The organism is Streptomyces sp. CG4 (genome assembly GCF_041080655.1).
GTDB lineage: Bacteria > Actinomycetota > Actinomycetes > Streptomycetales > Streptomycetaceae > Streptomyces.
In genome coordinates, this window is record NZ_CP163525.1 from 3,617,153 (window position 1) to 3,632,615 (window position 15,463).

Genomic DNA, 15,463 nt, shown 5'->3' on the forward strand with positions numbered 1-15,463 from the left:
CGTGTGCGCTCCTACTGACCGAAGTTCTGGCCGCCGCCCGGATCGAGCGGGTTGTCCGAGACCCCGCCCGTCGGCGACTGCGTCGGCGACTGCGTGGGGGACTGCGTCGGCGACTGCGTGGGCGACTGGGTCGGCGACTGGGTCGGCGTGTGCGACGGCTTGTGGGACGGCGACGTGGAGGTCGACGGCGAGTGCGACGGCGTGCGGGACGGTGTCGCGGAGGGCGTCGGCGTGTAGGTCGGCTGAACGGCCGCGCCCTGCGTGGTGTTCAGGTCGAACTTGCTGACGTCGCCCATCGCCTCGAAGGTGTAGGCGGCCCAGATCTTCGCCGGATAGGTACCACCGTTGATACGGCCGCCGCCCGTGGTGATGAGGCCCGTGGCGCCCGTCAGCGGAACCTGGGCATGGGACGTGGCGGACTCGCCGAACAGGCCGACCGAGGTGACCAGGCCGGGCGTGTAGCCGGTGAACCAAGCCGACTTGTTGTTGTCGGAGGTACCCGTCTTGCCGGCCACCTGCTGGCCGTTGCGCGCCGGGTTGTCCGCCACCGACTGGCTGGCCGTGCCGTCGTCGACCACGCCGGTGAGCACCGAGGTGACCGTGTCGGCGGCCTCGCGGGGGATCACCTGGTCACCGATCGGGTCCGGCAGGGTGACACTGCTGTCCTTGTGGTCGGCCGACTTGATGATCGTCGGGGTGACCTTCTCGCCGTGGTTGGCGAGGGTCGCGTAGATGCCGGCCATCTCCAGCGGGCTCGCGCCCATGGAGCCCAGCGTCTGCGCGGGGACCGCCTGCATGCCCTTGGTGTCCATGCCGAGCTTGCCGGCCACGGACATCACCTTGTTCATGCCCACGTCGACGCCCATCTGTGCGAAGACGGAGTTGACGGAGTCGTTCATGGCCTTCTGGACGGTGACGGGGCCGTAGTCGGCGTGGTCCTCGTTGGGGGGACCGAAGCCGACCTTGCTGCCGTGGTCCACGACCTGGCGGCCGCTGGTGCCGTCGTAGACCGTGCTCGCCGTGATGGGCTGGCCGTCCTGTGTCTGGGCGCCCTCGGCCAGCGCGGCGGCCAGGATCACCGGCTTGAAGGTGGAGGCGGGCTGGTAGTCGCGGCGGGTCGCGTTGTTGGTGAAGTGCTTGAAGTAGTCCGCACCGCCGTACAGGGCGAGGACCTTGCCCGTCTTCGGGTCGACGGACACGGCACCGGGCTGTACGTCGCCGTCGACGGAACGCTTCTTCGGGTCCAGCTTGCTGGTCAGCTGCTCCTTGACGGCCTGCTCCAGCTGGCGCTGCTTCTTCTTGTCGATGTTGAGCGTGATGGTCCAGCCGCCCTTTTTCACCAACGCCTCGGCGTCCCCGAGGGAGTTGGCCCTGCCCTGGGCGACCAGCTGCTTCTCCAGCTGCGCGTTGGCCGCGTCCACCAGGTAGCCGGTCTGGCCCTTCATGCCGGGCGCCGCCTTGGGCGCCTTCGGCTGCGGGAAGGTCATGGCCTGGCGCTTGCTCGCGTCCAGCCAGCCCTGCTTGACCATGTTGTCCAGGACGTAGTTCCAGCGGGCCTGCGCCAGCTTCTTGCCCGTGTCGGTGGCGAGCGCCCAGTCGTACTGGTTCGGTGCCTGGAGCAGCGCCGCGAGGTAGGCGCCCTCCTGGACGGTGAGGTTCTTGGCGTCCTTGTGGTAGTACGCCTGTGCCGCGGCCTGGATGCCGTAGGCGCCGCGGCCGTAGTAGCTGGTGTTGATGTAGCCCGCGAGGATGTAGTCCTTGGACTTCTGGCGGTCCAGCTTCAGCGAGATGACCAGTTCCTTCAGCTTGCGCGTGACGGTCTGGTTCTGGTCCAGGTAGTAGTTCTTGACGTACTGCTGGGTGATCGTCGAACCGCCCTGTGTGCCGCGCCCCATGACGGTGTTGAGCACACCGCGGGCGGTGCCCCTCAGGTCGACGCCGGCGTCGTGGTAGAAGGACTTGTTCTCGGCCGCGACGAAGGTGCGCTGGACGTCCTTGGGGACGTCGGCGAGGTCGACGCTCTCACGGTTGAGGTCGCCGGTGCGGGCGAGCATCGTGCCGTCGCTGTACTTGTAGATGTTGCTCTGCAACTGGGCGCTGGCGTTCCCCTCCGGGATGTCCACGTACAGGTACAGCCCGATGAAGGACGCGATCACCAGCAGACAGAGCCCGAAGAACGTCCCGAGGATCTTCTTCCAGGTGAAGAGCCTGCGTATGAGGCTCTTCCGCGCGGGTTTGCCGGCGGGGCCGGCACCGGCCGGGCTTGCCGTGGGTGCGGAGCGGCGGCGCCTGGGGGCCGCGCGGTGGCCACCGCGCTGTCGCGCTCGTCTCTCTTCCGCTCGTCCCATCGGTTCCTACGCTCACTTCCGTCTCGGGGTCAGCTCCGAAAGCTAACACCCCTCTATATGACAAAGGTCGTCCGATCCGTTCTTTTACGGACGTGACAATCAGCACCTGCTCCAAGGGAACCGACGACTCTGGAGGCCACAGGGTTGCTTCGGGCGCAAAAAGTGATATCACTTGGATAGAAGCAAGCTAGGCCTGCCGCGGCAGGCCTCATGAGAAACGGGGACCCCATGTCCGCACACGAACCGGCCGGCACCGCCGACGTACCCGAGATGCCCGCGCCACAGGTCCGCGAGTTCACCGCGCACAGCATCGGCGGCGGGCTCGCCCTGCTGCTCGGCCTGCTCGGGCTCGGTGCCACCGTCGCGCTGTTCGCCGGCGCCTCGGCCGCCTCGGCCACCGGCGCCAAGGCCGGGCTCATCGTCACCGGGGTCGTCGTCTTCCTCGCCGCGATCATCTCGCTGCGCGGCCTGAACACGGTCGCGCCCGGCGAGGCCCGGGTCGTCCAGCTCTTCGGGCGCTACCGGGGCACGATCCGGCAGGACGGCCTGCGCTGGGTGAACCCCTTCACCTCGCGGACCCGGATCTCCACCCGGGTGCGCAACCACGAGACCGCCGTACTGAAGGTCAACGACGCCTACGGCAACCCGATCGAGCTGGCCGCGGTCGTGGTCTGGAAGGTCCAGGACACCGCGCAGGCCACGTTCGAGGTGGACGACTTCACCGAGTTCGTCGCCACACAGACCGAGACGGCCGTCCGGCACATCGCGATCGAGTACCCCTACGACGCCCACGAGGACGACGGCCTCTCGCTGCGCGGCAACGCCGAGGAGATCACCGAGAAGCTGGCCGTCGAGCTGCAGGTGCGGGTGGAGGCGGCCGGGGTCGAAATCATCGAGTCGCGCTTCACGCATCTCGCGTACGCTCCCGAGATCGCCTCGGCGATGCTCCAGCGGCAGCAGGCGGGGGCGGTCGTGGCCGCGCGGCGGCAGATCGTGGACGGCGCGGTCGGCATGGTCGAGGCGGCGCTCGCCCGGATCGCCGAGCAGGACATCGTGGAACTGGACGAGGAGCGGAAGGCGGCGATGGTGTCCAACCTGATGGTCGTGCTGTGCGGGGACCGGGCCCCGCAGCCGGTCCTCAACGCGGGATCCCTCTACCAGTGACGGATCCCTCCGGGGGTTCGGCCCCCCGCCGTCGGCCTCAGCAGCGCAAGCAGGTGCTGCTGAGGCTCGACCCGTCGGTGTACGAGGCACTGGCCCGATGGGCCGGGGACGAGTTGCGGTCGGCCAACGCGCAGATCGAGTTCCTGCTGCGCAAGGCGCTGGCGGACGCGGGGCGGCTGCCCCGGGAGGCCGGTCCGCTGCCGCGCCGGGGGCGGCCGCCCGGGGGTTCCGCCCCCGAACCCCCGTCGACCTGAACGGCCTCGTCCCCCGTCGCCGGACGGACCGTCTTTCATCGCCGGACGGGCTGTCTTTCATCGCCGTACGGGCTGCCTTTCGTTACCGAACCATGACAATGACCTCCCACCTGCACCACCGCACTACGGGCCATGATCTGCACACTCCGCGTATACATGGGGCGTATACACCGTGTGTAGAGTGCTGCTCATGTCCATCGGTCACACTCTCCTGGGGCTCCTGGAGTCCGGCCCGCGTCACGGTTACGACCTGAAGCGGGCCTTCGACGAGAAGTTCGGTCACGACCGGCCGCTGCACTACGGCCAGGTCTACTCCACGATGTCCCGGCTGCTGAAGCACGGCCATGTGGAGGTCGACGGCATCGAGGCGGGCGGCGGCCCCGAGCGGAAGCGGTACGCCATCACCGACGCCGGCATCACCGACGTCGAGCGCTGGCTCGCGACCCCGGAGAAGCCCGAGGAGTACCTCCAGTCGACCCTGTACACCAAGGTCGTCCTCGCGCTGCTGACCCACCGGAACGCGGCCGACATCCTCGACGCCCAGCGCTCCGAGCACCTGCGCAGCATGCGGATCCTGACCGACCGCAAGCGCAAGGGCGATCTCGCGGACCAGCTGATCTGCGACCACGCCCTGTTCCACCTGGAGGCCGATCTGCGCTGGCTGGAACTGACCGCCGCGCGCCTGGACAAGCTCCGTGAGGCGGTGGCCAAGTGACCCCTCCCCCCGCCGGCTCCCTGCTCACCGCCGAGAACCTGCGCAAGGCCTACGGCCCCACGGTCGCGCTGGACGGCGCCGAGTTCTCCATCCACCCCGGCGAGGTCGTCGCCGTGATGGGCCCCTCCGGCTCCGGCAAGTCGACGCTGCTGCACTGCCTCGCCGGCATCGTGCCGCCCGACTCCGGGTCCATCGTCTACGACGGCCGCGAACTGGCCGGCATGAGCGACGCCGAGCGCAGCGCCCTCCGGCGCTCCGAGTTCGGCTTCGTCTTCCAGTTCGGGCAGCTGGTGCCCGAGTTGACCTGCGTGGAGAACGTGGCCCTGCCGCTGCGGCTGAACGGCACCTCCCGCAAGCAGGCCGAGAAGGCCGCGCTCGCCTGGATGGAGCGCCTGGAGGTGGACGACCTCAAGGGCAAGCGGCCCGGCGAGGTCTCCGGCGGCCAGGGGCAGCGCGTCGCCGTGGCGCGGGCGCTGGTCACCGAACCGCGCGTGGTGTTCGCCGACGAACCGACCGGCGCGCTCGACTCCCTCAACGGCGAGCGCGTGATGGAGCTGCTGACCGACGCGGCCCGCTCCGCCAACGCGGCCGTCGTCCTGGTCACGCACGAGGCCCGGGTGGCCGCCTACTCCGACCGGGAGATCGTCGTACGTGACGGCAAGTCGCGGGACATGGAGCGCGCGCTGTGATGACACGTCGATGGGCACGGGACCTGTCCATGGGCGTCCGGTTCGCCGTCACCGGCGGGCGCGAGGGCTGGATCCGGATGCTGCTGACGGCGGTCGGCGTCGGCCTGGGCGTGGCGCTGCTGCTGCTGACGACCGCGATCCCGAACGCGCTGGCGGTACGGGACCAGCGCAACGACGCCCGCCAGGACTACACCTACGGCCAGCACCGGCCGAAGGCCGCGAACACCCTGGTGATATCCGACGCCGACACGACGTACCACGGCAAGGACGTCCGCGGCCGGCTGGTGCAGCCCGAAGGGCCGCGGGCACCGCTCGCCCCGGGCCTGTCGAAGTACCCGGCGCCGGGCGAGATGGTCGTCTCCCCCGCCCTGAAGGACCTGCTCGGCTCCGGTGACGGCAAGCTGCTGCGCGAGCGACTGCCGTACCGGATCACCGGGACGATCGGCGAGAGAGGGCTGGTCGGTTCGCAGGAGCTCGCCTACTACGCGGGCGCGAAGAACCTGGCCCCACGCATCGACACCTACCGGACGGCCCGGATCACCGCGTTCGGGCGCCCGGACACCTCGCCCTCCACCAACCCGATGGACCCGGTCCTGATCCTGCTGGTGCTGGTCGTCTTCGCGGTGCTGCTGATGCCGGTCGCCGTGTTCATCGCCACCGCCGTACGGTTCGGCGGCGAGCGGCGCGACCGCAGGCTGGCCGCGCTGCGGCTGGTGGGCTCGGACAGCCGGATGACCCGGCGGATCGCGGCGGGCGAGGCACTCGCCGGAGCGCTCGTCGGACTCGCCTTCGGCACCGGCTTCTTCCTGCTCGGGCGCGACCTCGCGGGCTCGGTCGAGGTCGTCGGCATCAGCGTGTTCCCCAGCTACCTCAACCCCTCGCCCGCGCTGGCCGCCCTGGTCGCGATCGCCGTTCCGGCGGCGGCGGTGCTGGTCACGCTGTTCGCGCTGCGCGGGGTGGTCATCGAACCGCTGGGCGTGGTCCGTGCGGCCAAGCCCACGCGTCGCCGGCTGTGGTGGCGGCTGCTGCTGCCGCTGGGCGGACTGGCGTGCCTCACGCCGATGGTCGGACAGGGCCGGAACAACGGCAACTTCAACCAGTACCTGGTGATCGGCGGCGTCCTGCTGCTGCTCGTCGGCGTCACCGCGCTGCTGCCGTGGGTCGTCGAGGCGGTCGTGGCCCGGCTGGGCCGGGGCGGTGTCGCCTGGCAACTGGCCGTACGGAGGCTGCAGTTGAGCAGCGGTACGGCGGCGCGCATGGTGAACGGCATCGCCGTCGCGGTGGCCGGGGCGATCGCGCTGCAGATGCTGTTCGCGGGCGTCGAGGGCGACTACACCAAGTCCACCGCGCGGGACACCGACCGGGCGCAGATGCAGGCCAGCCTGCCCCGGGGGGTTCCCTTCCTCCCGGCCGCCGAGAAGTTCGCCGCGACCAGGGGCGTACGGAAGGCCATTGCGCTGGGCAGCACCGAACTGGGCGACCGGCGCTGGAGCCCCGACAAGGGGCCGGACAACAGCGTCGGACTCACCGTCGGCACCTGTGCTTCGCTGCGTGCGATGGCCGACCTGCCGACCTGCCGTGACGGGGACGTCTTCGCGGTGACCGGCGGGGACCGGGACGCCGACGTGGCGAAGCTGGCCCGGCCCGGCCGCACGCTCCACCTCGACGCGAGCAACGGCACGGGCGGCGGCCCGGACGTCGTGTGGACCGTACCGGGCGACCTGAAGCGGGGGCGCGCGCTCACCGGTCTCACCGGGTACAAGGAGAGCGGCGTGCTGATGACACCGGCGGCCGTGTCCCAGCGGATGAGCGCCACGCTGACCGGATCGGTGTTCCTCTCGATGGACATGTCGCTGCCGGACGCCGGCGAATACGTCCGCAACACGGCCGCGCGGATCGACCCGCTGGCGGACGCGATGGTCTGGTCGGCCACCGAGCGGTCGCAGCGGTTCACCTCCATCCGCACCGGTACGTTCGCCGGCGCCATCTGTGTGCTGGCGCTGATCGGCGCGAGCCTGCTGGTCTCCCAGCTGGAGCAGCTGCGTGAGCGCAGGAAGCTGTTGTCGTCGCTGGTCGCCTTCGGCACCCGGCGGCGCACGCTGAGCATGTCGGTGCTGTGGCAGACGGCGATCCCGATCGCCCTGGGCCTGCTGCTCGCCTCGGCCGTCGGACTGACACTGGGCGCGGTCCTGCTGAATATGGCGGGCGCGACGGTCGGCGTGGACTGGTCGAGCGTGCTGTCCCTGACCGGCGCCGGCGCGGCGGTGGTCCTCACGGTCACGGCACTGAGCCTGCCGCCGCTGATCCGGATGATGCGCCCGGAGGGGCTGCGGACCGAGTAGACGGAGTAGGCGGCACAGCCGCCACTCCGGAATCACCCTCCCCGGAGTGCTAGTCCAGCACCCGCACCGGAAGTGAACGCAGCGCTCCGCGCAGGGCCGAGGCGAGCTCCTCGTACTCCGCGGAGCGCGCCGCCCCGGCTCTCATGGCGAGGGCGACCCGGCGGCTCGGGGCGGGTTCGGCGAACGCGCCGGTGAGGAGCTGGCTGCTGCGGGTCGTCTCCAGCTTCAGCGCCGTACGCGGGAGCAGCGTGCAGCCGAGACCGCCGGCGACGAGTTGGACGAGGGTGGAGAGCCCGGCGGCTGTCGTGGTCACCGGCGCGCCCTCCCGTCGCCCACCACCACCCTCAACCGAGGGGCTTCGCCCCGCCCCCTTGATTTCCCGCCCGGCCTCCCGGCAGATGTCGAGGGCCTGGTCGCGCAGGCAGTGGCCCTCGTCCAGGAGCAGCAGGTTCAGCTCCTTCAGGGCCTCGCGCGGGATGCCCTCGCGGCCGCCGAGCCAGTGGTCGAGCGGGGTGACGAGCACGAAGTCCTCGTCGAACAGCGGGAGTTCGACGACCCCGGGCACCCCGAGCGGGACCGCCAGCAACAGCAGGTCCAGGCGGCCGGAGTTGAGCCCTTCCAGCAGGCTGGCGGTCTGCTCCTCGTGCACCTGCAGGTCGAGATGCGGATAGCGCTCGTGCACCAGCCGCAGCACGGTCGGCAGCAGATACGGCGCGACGGTCGGGATCACCCCGAGGCGCAGGACGCCCGTGAACGGCGCCCGGACCGCCTCGGCCTCCTCCAGCAGCGCCCCGACCGCGTCCAGCACCGCCTTCGTCCGCACCGCGAGGCGCTCACCGGCGGGCGAGAGCAGCACCTTGCGCGTCGTACGCTCGAGAAGGGTCACCCCGAGGATCTCCTCCAGGGCCGAGACCGCGCCCGACAGGGCGGGCTGGCTCATCCCGATGGCGGCCGCCGCGTCCCGGAAGTGCAGATGCTCGGCCACGGCGGCGAAGGCCCGCAGCTGGGCGAGGCTCGGCTGCCTCCGCTTGCCGTTACTGATGGTCACTGATAACCACCTCCGATCAACATGACCGAGTATAGCTATTTCCCTAATCAATCCAGCCTGTGCCACCATCGACACCGTCCAACCCATGGGAAAGATCCTCAAAAGGGGTCTTTCTTCGCTGCAAGGAGAGCGTGTGCTCACTGTCGGTGACAAGTTCCCCGAGTTCGAACTGACCGCCTGCGTCTCGCTGGAGAAGGGCAAGGAGTTCGAGCAGATCCACCACAAGTCCTACGAGGGCAAGTGGCTGGTCGTGTTCGCATGGCCGAAGGCAAGCTAAATACACTTCTAGCTTGTCGAACCTGAGTGCGATACTGGCGCTCGGGGAAGCTGCTTGTAGGCCGCTGACCAGCATGGACACCTGCGTCAGCGCAGCAAGCAGACAGGGAACACACCGTTGGTAGTTCTCCAAGAGATCGTCTCGGACACCTGCATACCTCTCGGCATGTACCGCCGAGTCTCCTTCGACAAGGCCCTTGCAGGCGTCGAGTCAACGTGGCGTGAGGTCCAGGAGCAGGTCAAGGAGCAAGAGCAAGCGATCCGCTTCCTTGCAGAGCATGACCCCGAGCTGGTTCGTAAGGGCGCTGTCATCGTCCGCGACTACTGCGACAACGACACGCCAGCCTCCGATCCGTTCATCGTGCGGGAAGACTTCGAGGCCATGCTGCGGGACCTCGAAGCGGGAGTGATCAAGGGATTCCTCTTCCTCCACTCCGACCGGTTGGCCCGCCTCGTCTACGATGCCGCTCGCATCTGCCGCATCTTCGAGATGCACCCCGACTACATCGGCCGCTCCGTTGAGGGCAGCGTCGACCTCTCAACCATCGAAGGCCGAGGCATGTTCGTCATGCAGGCCACCATGGGCAACATGGAGATCGGCAACATCAAGCGCCGAACCAGCCGGACGAACCGTCGCATCGCCAACAAGGGCGTCATGCACGGGGCGCCCCGCCCCTTCGGATGGAGCGAAGACAGGAAGACCCTGCACGAGACAGAGGCCCCCTTCCTACTCAAGGCGATCAAGGCCGTCCCTGGCGGCCTGAAAGTCGGGACTTTCCGCAGGCAGCTCACGGAGTTCGGTTACGAGCCTCGGACGACTAAGCGATCTCGCACAGAGGGAGGCCGAGAGATCCAGCACAGTGCCGCCGAAGCGATCCTGACGAACCCGCGCAACGCCGGGTTCCGCATGTACGCCCCTCAGGAAGAGCGGCGGGCTGCTGGCCGCCTGTGGCTCCCGGACTACATCGTTCTCGACTCCGAGGGACACCCGGTCACAGGTGACTGGGAAGCCGCGTGCACACCTGCCGATTACTGGGCCTGCGTCAACGAGATCAAGCGGCGCAAGGACGGGAACAAGGAAGGCAAGCAGGAACCCCACGACACCAGCACCAAATACTTCCTCTCAGGCATCGCACGATGCGGGAAGTGCCTCACGCCGATGTACCAGAACCCTTACACCAAGGGAACAGCCAACTATGAGCGCTACGGTTTCCGGTACGCATGCCTGAGCACCTACGGTGGTTGCGGCGGAGTCACGCGGGTTGGCCCGCCCGTTGACGATCTGGTTGAGTCCGTGTTCCTCCTGGGGACCCGCGAAGGACTCGGTGAGGCTGTCAAGAAGCTGGCGGCCGAAGAGATCGATGAGACGATCCATGACGCGCGCCTGGATGAGATCGCCAAGGAGATGGACGACGTACGGCAGCGCCGACGCGAGAAACGCATCTCCATGGGTGAGTCTCTGGACGCCATCGAAGAGCTTGAGGCCGAGCGGACAGAGCTTCAGGCCAAGCGCGGGAAGCTTGCACTTCGTAAGAAGAAAAAGAAACTGCTGTCTTCCGATGCCCTGGCCGACTGGAACGACCTGGCCATGGAGGAGAAGCGGACCCGACTCCTTCAGAGCATCAGGTCTGTAGTCATCCACCCAGTCGGAAGAGGCAAGAGGTTCGATCCCGAGTTCATCGAGATCGTATGGCACGAGGAACCAGAAGAAGAAAAGGCCGACACCTAAAGTGAAAAGAGAGCCCTCCCTGAGAAGGGAGGGCTCTTCTTATTTGGCGACCGGCTTCAGCCCCCACGTCTTCATCACACGTGCGCGCCAAGCCTCGCTGCGTTCAGGCATCTTGGCTAGTTCGCGCGCCAACCATTCTTCCTTCGTCAAGGCCCCCTCCCACGAGCGATGGGCACAGCGGTCACAACCCATCCAGCCAGCCACTCATCCGGATGAGTTGGACGATCATCGTCGCCCTGCCACTGGATCCAGGTCAACCACATATCCGGATGAGTTGCTGAGTGACTGGTCAGGTGGTCAACCACATATCCTCATGAGTGGCCGCGCCTGCCCCACCGGCCACTGACAAGCAACGCCGCACCCATGCCATCCCGGAAGGGCACAAGCCATGGCAATCCGAGAGCACATCGAACGCGCACCGGCCATGTATATGCAGGTAGCCCAGCGCATCGCCGATGACATCCGGCGAGGCCGCTACAAGCCCGGTGAGTTGCTGCCGTCCGAGACTCAGATGGTGGCGATGTACGGGATCGGTAAGCACACCGCACGGGCCGCCGTCGCCGAGTTGCGCCGCATGGGACTGGCCGAGTCCCAGCAGGGCAAGGGCAGCATCGTCCTTCCCTCCGCAGGTGTCCTGCCCGCCACCCAGGTTGTTCGCTCCATCCACCGTACGACAAAGGGGAGTTGGAGCCTGCCGGAGGCAATCGAGGCGGAGCCGCCCGCCGTCAGCAGGACCACACTCGACGGGCCTCCGGCACTGCTGTTGGACCAGCAGGACCAGGACGCCATCAGTGTGGACCGCCTGATCCACGATCCGGCCACCGGCGCCCGCATGGCCCACCGTGTTCTGATCCCGATGGCCACCGCAGCCGACGTTCCTTCACTCGCCGAGCAGCCCGACGCCGAGGTAAGCGACCTGTACCAACAGCTTGCCGACGCTGGACTCAGCTTGTCCTTCACCGAGCATGTCACCGCCCGCACTCCGTACCCCGATGAACGGACGGCGCTCGGACTCAGCGACGCCAGCCCTCTCCTGATCACCTACCGCGTGACCGGCGATGCGGACCAGGACCGCCCGCTGCTGTGCGAGGAGCTGAAGGCCCCCGCCAGTACATGCCAGCTCACCTACCCCATGACGCCGACGAAGGCAGCCGCCGGACGCGCCACCCGACGCCGATCCCAATCGGAGTAACTTCTCTTTACTTGCTCAAGGGCGCGCCTTCGGCGCGCCGGGCGGCTCTGGCCGCCTCGGCCGGGCATGCGGCCTTCGGCCGGTCCCGTCCGGTCGGCCAGCCGCCCGACACCGCCACCGCACCCGACCAAGCAGCGAAGTCTCCCGCGGAATCGTCGCGAGGGACTTCGTCGTCTGCCCTGTCGGTCATTGGGGAGGCGAGCTGCATGAAGGCGAAGTCCTTACTCCCCGCCGCCACGGGCTCTGACTCCGCTCACCGGTTTGCCCGTTGATCCTGTCCCGTCCGGCATCGCACAGCTCGACCCCGCCGACGACCACCGGCGGACTCTGAGCGGAGGTTCACCCCTCTGTGGCCGGGGCCGACGGCCTCCGAGGATTTTAGGCAGCCACCATGGGGCGAGCCTCGAAGAACAGGGGGCCGATCGGGCTATTGCGGGCAGGTCCCAAAGACTGCCCGATCCGCTGGCGAGCGTAAGGCCCCCTGTTCACTCGCCCCATGGCAGCTCCAGCCCAAAATCCTCTACGGCCGGCGGCGTGCCCACGCGCAACGTCACGCCACTACAGGCTCAAACAGCAGAGAGCCCCGCCCATGACCACCGGGGGGAGGTCACAGACGGGGCAGCCGACGCACTGAGGCATGATTCGCCGTCACTCAGCGCGCCGGGGTCTACTCCTCGCGAGTCACGCGGGCGTGATCGGCCACGACACGGCCGTCCGGCGCCGTCTGGACGCGCGCAGGCGACGCCATCAGATGCGCCGCCACCCTCTGCACCACGTCAGCGTTCCACGTTCCCATGGCTACCATCGGACGGCCGTCCGGCGCTACGCGAGGAGCCAGCCAGCCAAGGTCCCGGTTCGGAATCCCGATGGCCAGCAGTGCCTGTCGCAGCTTCTCATGCGCGTCAGCAGCGGCCTTCTTGCTGCTCTTGTAGTGCTCCATGGGAATCACCGCCCCGTCTCCTTCGGTGCGCATGCCGTGTGCCAGTAGGCCACGATCGGAGAAGCATCACGGCGGGAAAGCATCCCCCGGCGGCAGCTCTCAAGGGTCTTGATCGGCACGCCGCATGCCGGGCACGTCTCACCGGCGGGGGCGTAGGTCGTGTATTCCCACTGCCGTGCGTCGGTGCCCGCTGGCCCCTGTCGCAACCTGAGGAGTGTGGTTGTAGCTTTGGGCACTGTCGTCAACCCCCTGGTGGTTGGTGGCCACGCCCCCGGACGTTCGCCGCGTCGCGGGGGTCTCTGTTCTGCGGCCTCTCGGCTTATCACCGTTCGTAGTCACATCGTTGCCGTCCGGCGGTACGCTCAACAGGGGCTTCGCGGTGACAGATACGCTGGTCACCGTGACAACGCGCCCTGTCACACGGAGGGTTGGGGATGACGATCGAGGAACAGGACCTGAAGGAAAGGGACTCGATGCTGACCTTCTTCGGGTCCGAGGTGCAGCGGCTCCGAGGCAAGAAGGGGGTCTCTCAGGACGCGTTGGCCAAGGCCACCCACTGCACGAGAACCCTGGTCAACAAGATCGAGAACGCGGTCCGGGTGCCTTCGAAGGACTTCGCCAAGTACGCCGATGCATTCCTCGACGCTGACGACCACTTGAGTCGGCTGTGGCCGCTCGTCATCCTCTACGCGTACCCGAAGTGGTTCAGGCCGTTCGTCGAACTAGAGAAACAAGCGACTGTCATCCGTACGTTTGAGCCGACCCTTGTGCCCGGTCTGCTACAGACGCGGAACTACGCCAGAGCGACCCTGACGGTCCGCCGTAACAACGACGTGGACACGCTGCTCGATGCTCGCATGGAGCGACAGACCATCCTCGAACGCGACGACCCGCCTGAGCTGTGGACCGTCGTACACGAAAACGCGTTGCGGCTGAGGGTGGGTGACGACAGGGCCATGCGCGAGCAACTGAAGCACCTGATGGATATGTCCGAACGGCCGTCGATCGTGATTCAGGTCGTCCCGTGCAGCATCGGCGCCCACGCCGGTATCGCTGGGGCCTTCCATACCCTCACCTTCAAAGAAGGCATCAAGGACGCTCCGGCGCTGCCAATCGTCCATGTCGATGGCTTCTTGCGAGGTCAGCTTTTGGCGGATCCTGCCGACTTCAAAGCGGCTCAACGGGCCTATGATCTGCTCATGGGCGACGCCCTGTCCGTGCAAGCGTCGATCGATCTGATCGCCGACGTCATGAAGGAAACAACGTGATCCGCGCAAACAGTCTGCCCGAGGCGGCATGGCGCAAGAGCAGCTACAGCGCCGACAACGGTGGCGCCTGCGTCGAGGTCGTTGACGGACTGTCGGCCGTGCCCGTCCGGGACTCGAAGAACAAGGAGGGCGCTGCCCTGGTCGTCAGCCGCTCGGCCTGGGCTACGTTCATCAACTCCGTGAAGTAGATACGCAAGGCGCAGCTGAGCCCCCTTGCCCCAGTTCAGGTCGGGGCAAGGGGGCTTCCGCATGCATAGCTCCACATTGATCGGCATCGCTGATCAATTAGCCCAGGTTGATCGATTTCACGTAAGACAGGAGCGTCTGACAGGGTTACGCCTGTCCAACCCAAGTAACACCTGAAGGGCCACTACGTGCTTACTGTCGGTGACCAGTTCCCTGACTTCGACCTCATGGCGTGCGTCTCCCTGGAAAAGGGCAAGGAGTTCGAGCGGATCGACGCCGAATGGCTTAAGCTCAACCGCGAGAAGAAGGGTTGGTTGGTGGTCTTCGCGTGGCCGAAGGACTTCACCTTCGTCTGCCCGACCGAGATCGCCGCGTTCGGGAAGCTGAACGACGAGTTCGCCGACCGCGACGCCCAGATCCTCGGCTTCTCCGGTGACTCCGAGTTCGTCCACCACGCCTGGCGCAAGGACCACCCGGACCTGACCGACCTGCCGTTCCCGATGCTGGCCGACTCCAAGCACGAGCTGATGCGCGACCTCGGCATCGAGGGCGAGGACGGCTTCGCGCAGCGCGCCGTCTTCATCGTCGACCCGAACCGCGAGATCCAGTTCACCATGGTCACCGCCGGTTCCGTGGGCCGTAACCCCAAGGAGGTCCTGCGGGTCCTGGACGCCCTGCAGACCGACGAGCTGTGCCCCTGCAACTGGAGCAAGGGCGAGGACACTCTGGACCCGGTCGCGCTGCTGGCCGGTGAGTGACCCATGTCGCTCGACTCGCTGAAGTCCCGCGTCCCGGACTACGCCAAGGACCTCAAGCTCAACCTGGGCTCGGTCATCGGCAACTCCGAGCTGCCGGCGCAGCAGCTGTGGGGCACCGTACTGGCGACCGCCATCGCCTCGCGTTCCCCGATCGTGCTGCGTGAGCTGGAGCCGGAGGCGAAGGCGCAGCTGTCGCCGGAGGCCTACACGGCCGCGAAGGCCGCCGCCGCGGTGATGGCGATGAACAACGTCTTCTACCGGACGCGTCATCTGCTGTCCGACCACGAGTACGGCACCCTGCGCGCGGGTCTGCGGATGAACGTCATCGGCAACCCGGGCGTGGAGAAGGTCGACTTCGAGCTGTGGTCGTTCGCGGTCTCCGCGATCAACGGCTGCGGCATGTGCCTGGACTCGCACGAGCAGGTGCTGCGCAAGGCGGGCGTGGAGCGCGACGTGATCCAGGAGGTGTTCAAGATCGCCTCGGTGGTTCAGGCCGTGGGCGTCACGCTGGACGCGGAGGCCGTGCTGGCCGAGTAGGCCGAACTGCCCGGACC

14 protein-coding genes and 1 pseudogene are annotated in these 15,463 nt (G+C 67.6%); 12 read left to right on the forward strand and 3 right to left on the reverse strand.

The annotated features are described in order from the left end of the window. Positions 1–11 precede the first annotated feature (11 nt). On the reverse strand, positions 12–2,348 hold the full coding sequence (locus AB5L52_RS16305; protein ID WP_369364712.1) for a transglycosylase domain-containing protein: 2,337 nt from the start codon (positions 2,346–2,348) through the stop codon (positions 12–14). Between the two features lie 228 nt (positions 2,349–2,576). On the opposite strand from AB5L52_RS16305, the gene AB5L52_RS16310 reads away from it, so the two are divergent. The 5 genes from AB5L52_RS16310 to AB5L52_RS16330 all read left to right on the forward strand — a co-directional run bounded on the left by AB5L52_RS16310 (position 2,577) and on the right by AB5L52_RS16330 (position 7,512). Further along, complete coding sequence (locus AB5L52_RS16310; RefSeq protein ID WP_351021111.1) at positions 2,577–3,512, forward strand: SPFH domain-containing protein; 936 nt, start codon at positions 2,577–2,579, stop codon at positions 3,510–3,512. Then, entirely contained in the window at positions 3,509–3,766 is a 258-nt protein-coding gene (locus tag AB5L52_RS16315) for a hypothetical protein (RefSeq protein ID WP_351021113.1), read from the forward strand. Before AB5L52_RS16310 ends, AB5L52_RS16315 begins: the two co-directional genes overlap by 4 nt. A 190-nt stretch (positions 3,767–3,956) precedes the next feature. After that, positions 3,957–4,481: a PadR family transcriptional regulator gene (locus AB5L52_RS16320; RefSeq protein WP_351021115.1), complete on the forward strand. Its 525-nt coding sequence runs from the start codon at positions 3,957–3,959 to the stop codon at positions 4,479–4,481. After that, entirely contained in the window at positions 4,478–5,170 is a 693-nt protein-coding gene (locus tag AB5L52_RS16325; RefSeq protein ID WP_351561922.1) for an ABC transporter ATP-binding protein, read from the forward strand. The genes AB5L52_RS16320 and AB5L52_RS16325 overlap by 4 nt, the downstream gene beginning before the upstream one ends. Next, positions 5,167–7,512, forward strand: a complete 2,346-nt coding sequence (locus AB5L52_RS16330) for an ABC transporter permease (protein ID WP_369364718.1) — start codon at positions 5,167–5,169, stop codon at positions 7,510–7,512. The genes AB5L52_RS16325 and AB5L52_RS16330 overlap by 4 nt, the downstream gene beginning before the upstream one ends. Positions 7,513–7,561: 49 nt before the next feature. Here AB5L52_RS16330 and AB5L52_RS16335 read toward each other — a convergent pair whose 3' ends face one another. Beyond that, positions 7,562–8,560, reverse strand: coding sequence for a hydrogen peroxide-inducible genes activator (locus AB5L52_RS16335; protein ID WP_351021121.1), 999 nt, complete (start codon positions 8,558–8,560; stop codon positions 7,562–7,564). A gap of 133 nt (positions 8,561–8,693) precedes the next feature. Here AB5L52_RS16335 and AB5L52_RS16340 point away from each other — a divergent pair. The 3 genes and pseudogenes from AB5L52_RS16340 to AB5L52_RS16350 all read left to right on the forward strand — a co-directional run. Continuing rightward, a pseudogene (locus tag AB5L52_RS16340) lies at positions 8,694–8,828 on the forward strand (redoxin domain-containing protein); the annotation flags it as partial. A 126-nt stretch (positions 8,829–8,954) separates the two neighbouring features. Next, a complete protein-coding gene (locus AB5L52_RS16345) occupies positions 8,955–10,565 on the forward strand; it encodes a recombinase family protein (protein WP_369364720.1) in 1,611 nt (536 codons plus the stop codon). Between the two features lie 388 nt (positions 10,566–10,953). Then, complete coding sequence (locus AB5L52_RS16350; RefSeq protein ID WP_369364721.1) at positions 10,954–11,757, forward strand: GntR family transcriptional regulator; 804 nt, start codon at positions 10,954–10,956, stop codon at positions 11,755–11,757. A gap of 667 nt (positions 11,758–12,424) precedes the next feature. Here the strand turns inward: AB5L52_RS16350 and AB5L52_RS16355 are convergent. Next, positions 12,425–12,697: a hypothetical protein gene (locus tag AB5L52_RS16355; protein WP_369364723.1), complete on the reverse strand. Its 273-nt coding sequence runs from the start codon at positions 12,695–12,697 to the stop codon at positions 12,425–12,427. Positions 12,698–13,131: 434 nt separating this feature from the next. Between AB5L52_RS16355 and AB5L52_RS16360 the strand changes: the two genes are divergently transcribed. From AB5L52_RS16360 to AB5L52_RS16375, 4 genes are all read left to right on the forward strand, one after another. Further along, entirely contained in the window at positions 13,132–13,965 is an 834-nt protein-coding gene (locus AB5L52_RS16360) for a Scr1 family TA system antitoxin-like transcriptional regulator (protein ID WP_369364724.1), read from the forward strand. Continuing rightward, positions 13,962–14,153 (forward strand): DUF397 domain-containing protein, encoded by a 192-nt coding sequence (locus AB5L52_RS16365; protein ID WP_369364726.1) that lies wholly within the window; start codon positions 13,962–13,964, stop codon positions 14,151–14,153. Before AB5L52_RS16360 ends, AB5L52_RS16365 begins: the two co-directional genes overlap by 4 nt. A 186-nt stretch (positions 14,154–14,339) precedes the next feature. Next, the gene (locus AB5L52_RS16370; RefSeq protein WP_369364727.1) at positions 14,340–14,909 is read left to right on the forward strand and encodes a peroxiredoxin; all 570 of its coding nucleotides are present in this window, start codon (positions 14,340–14,342) and stop codon (positions 14,907–14,909) included. Between the two features lie 3 nt (positions 14,910–14,912). Then, complete coding sequence (locus AB5L52_RS16375; protein WP_369364729.1) at positions 14,913–15,446, forward strand: alkyl hydroperoxide reductase; 534 nt, start codon at positions 14,913–14,915, stop codon at positions 15,444–15,446. The last annotated feature ends 17 nt before the right edge of the window (positions 15,447–15,463 follow it).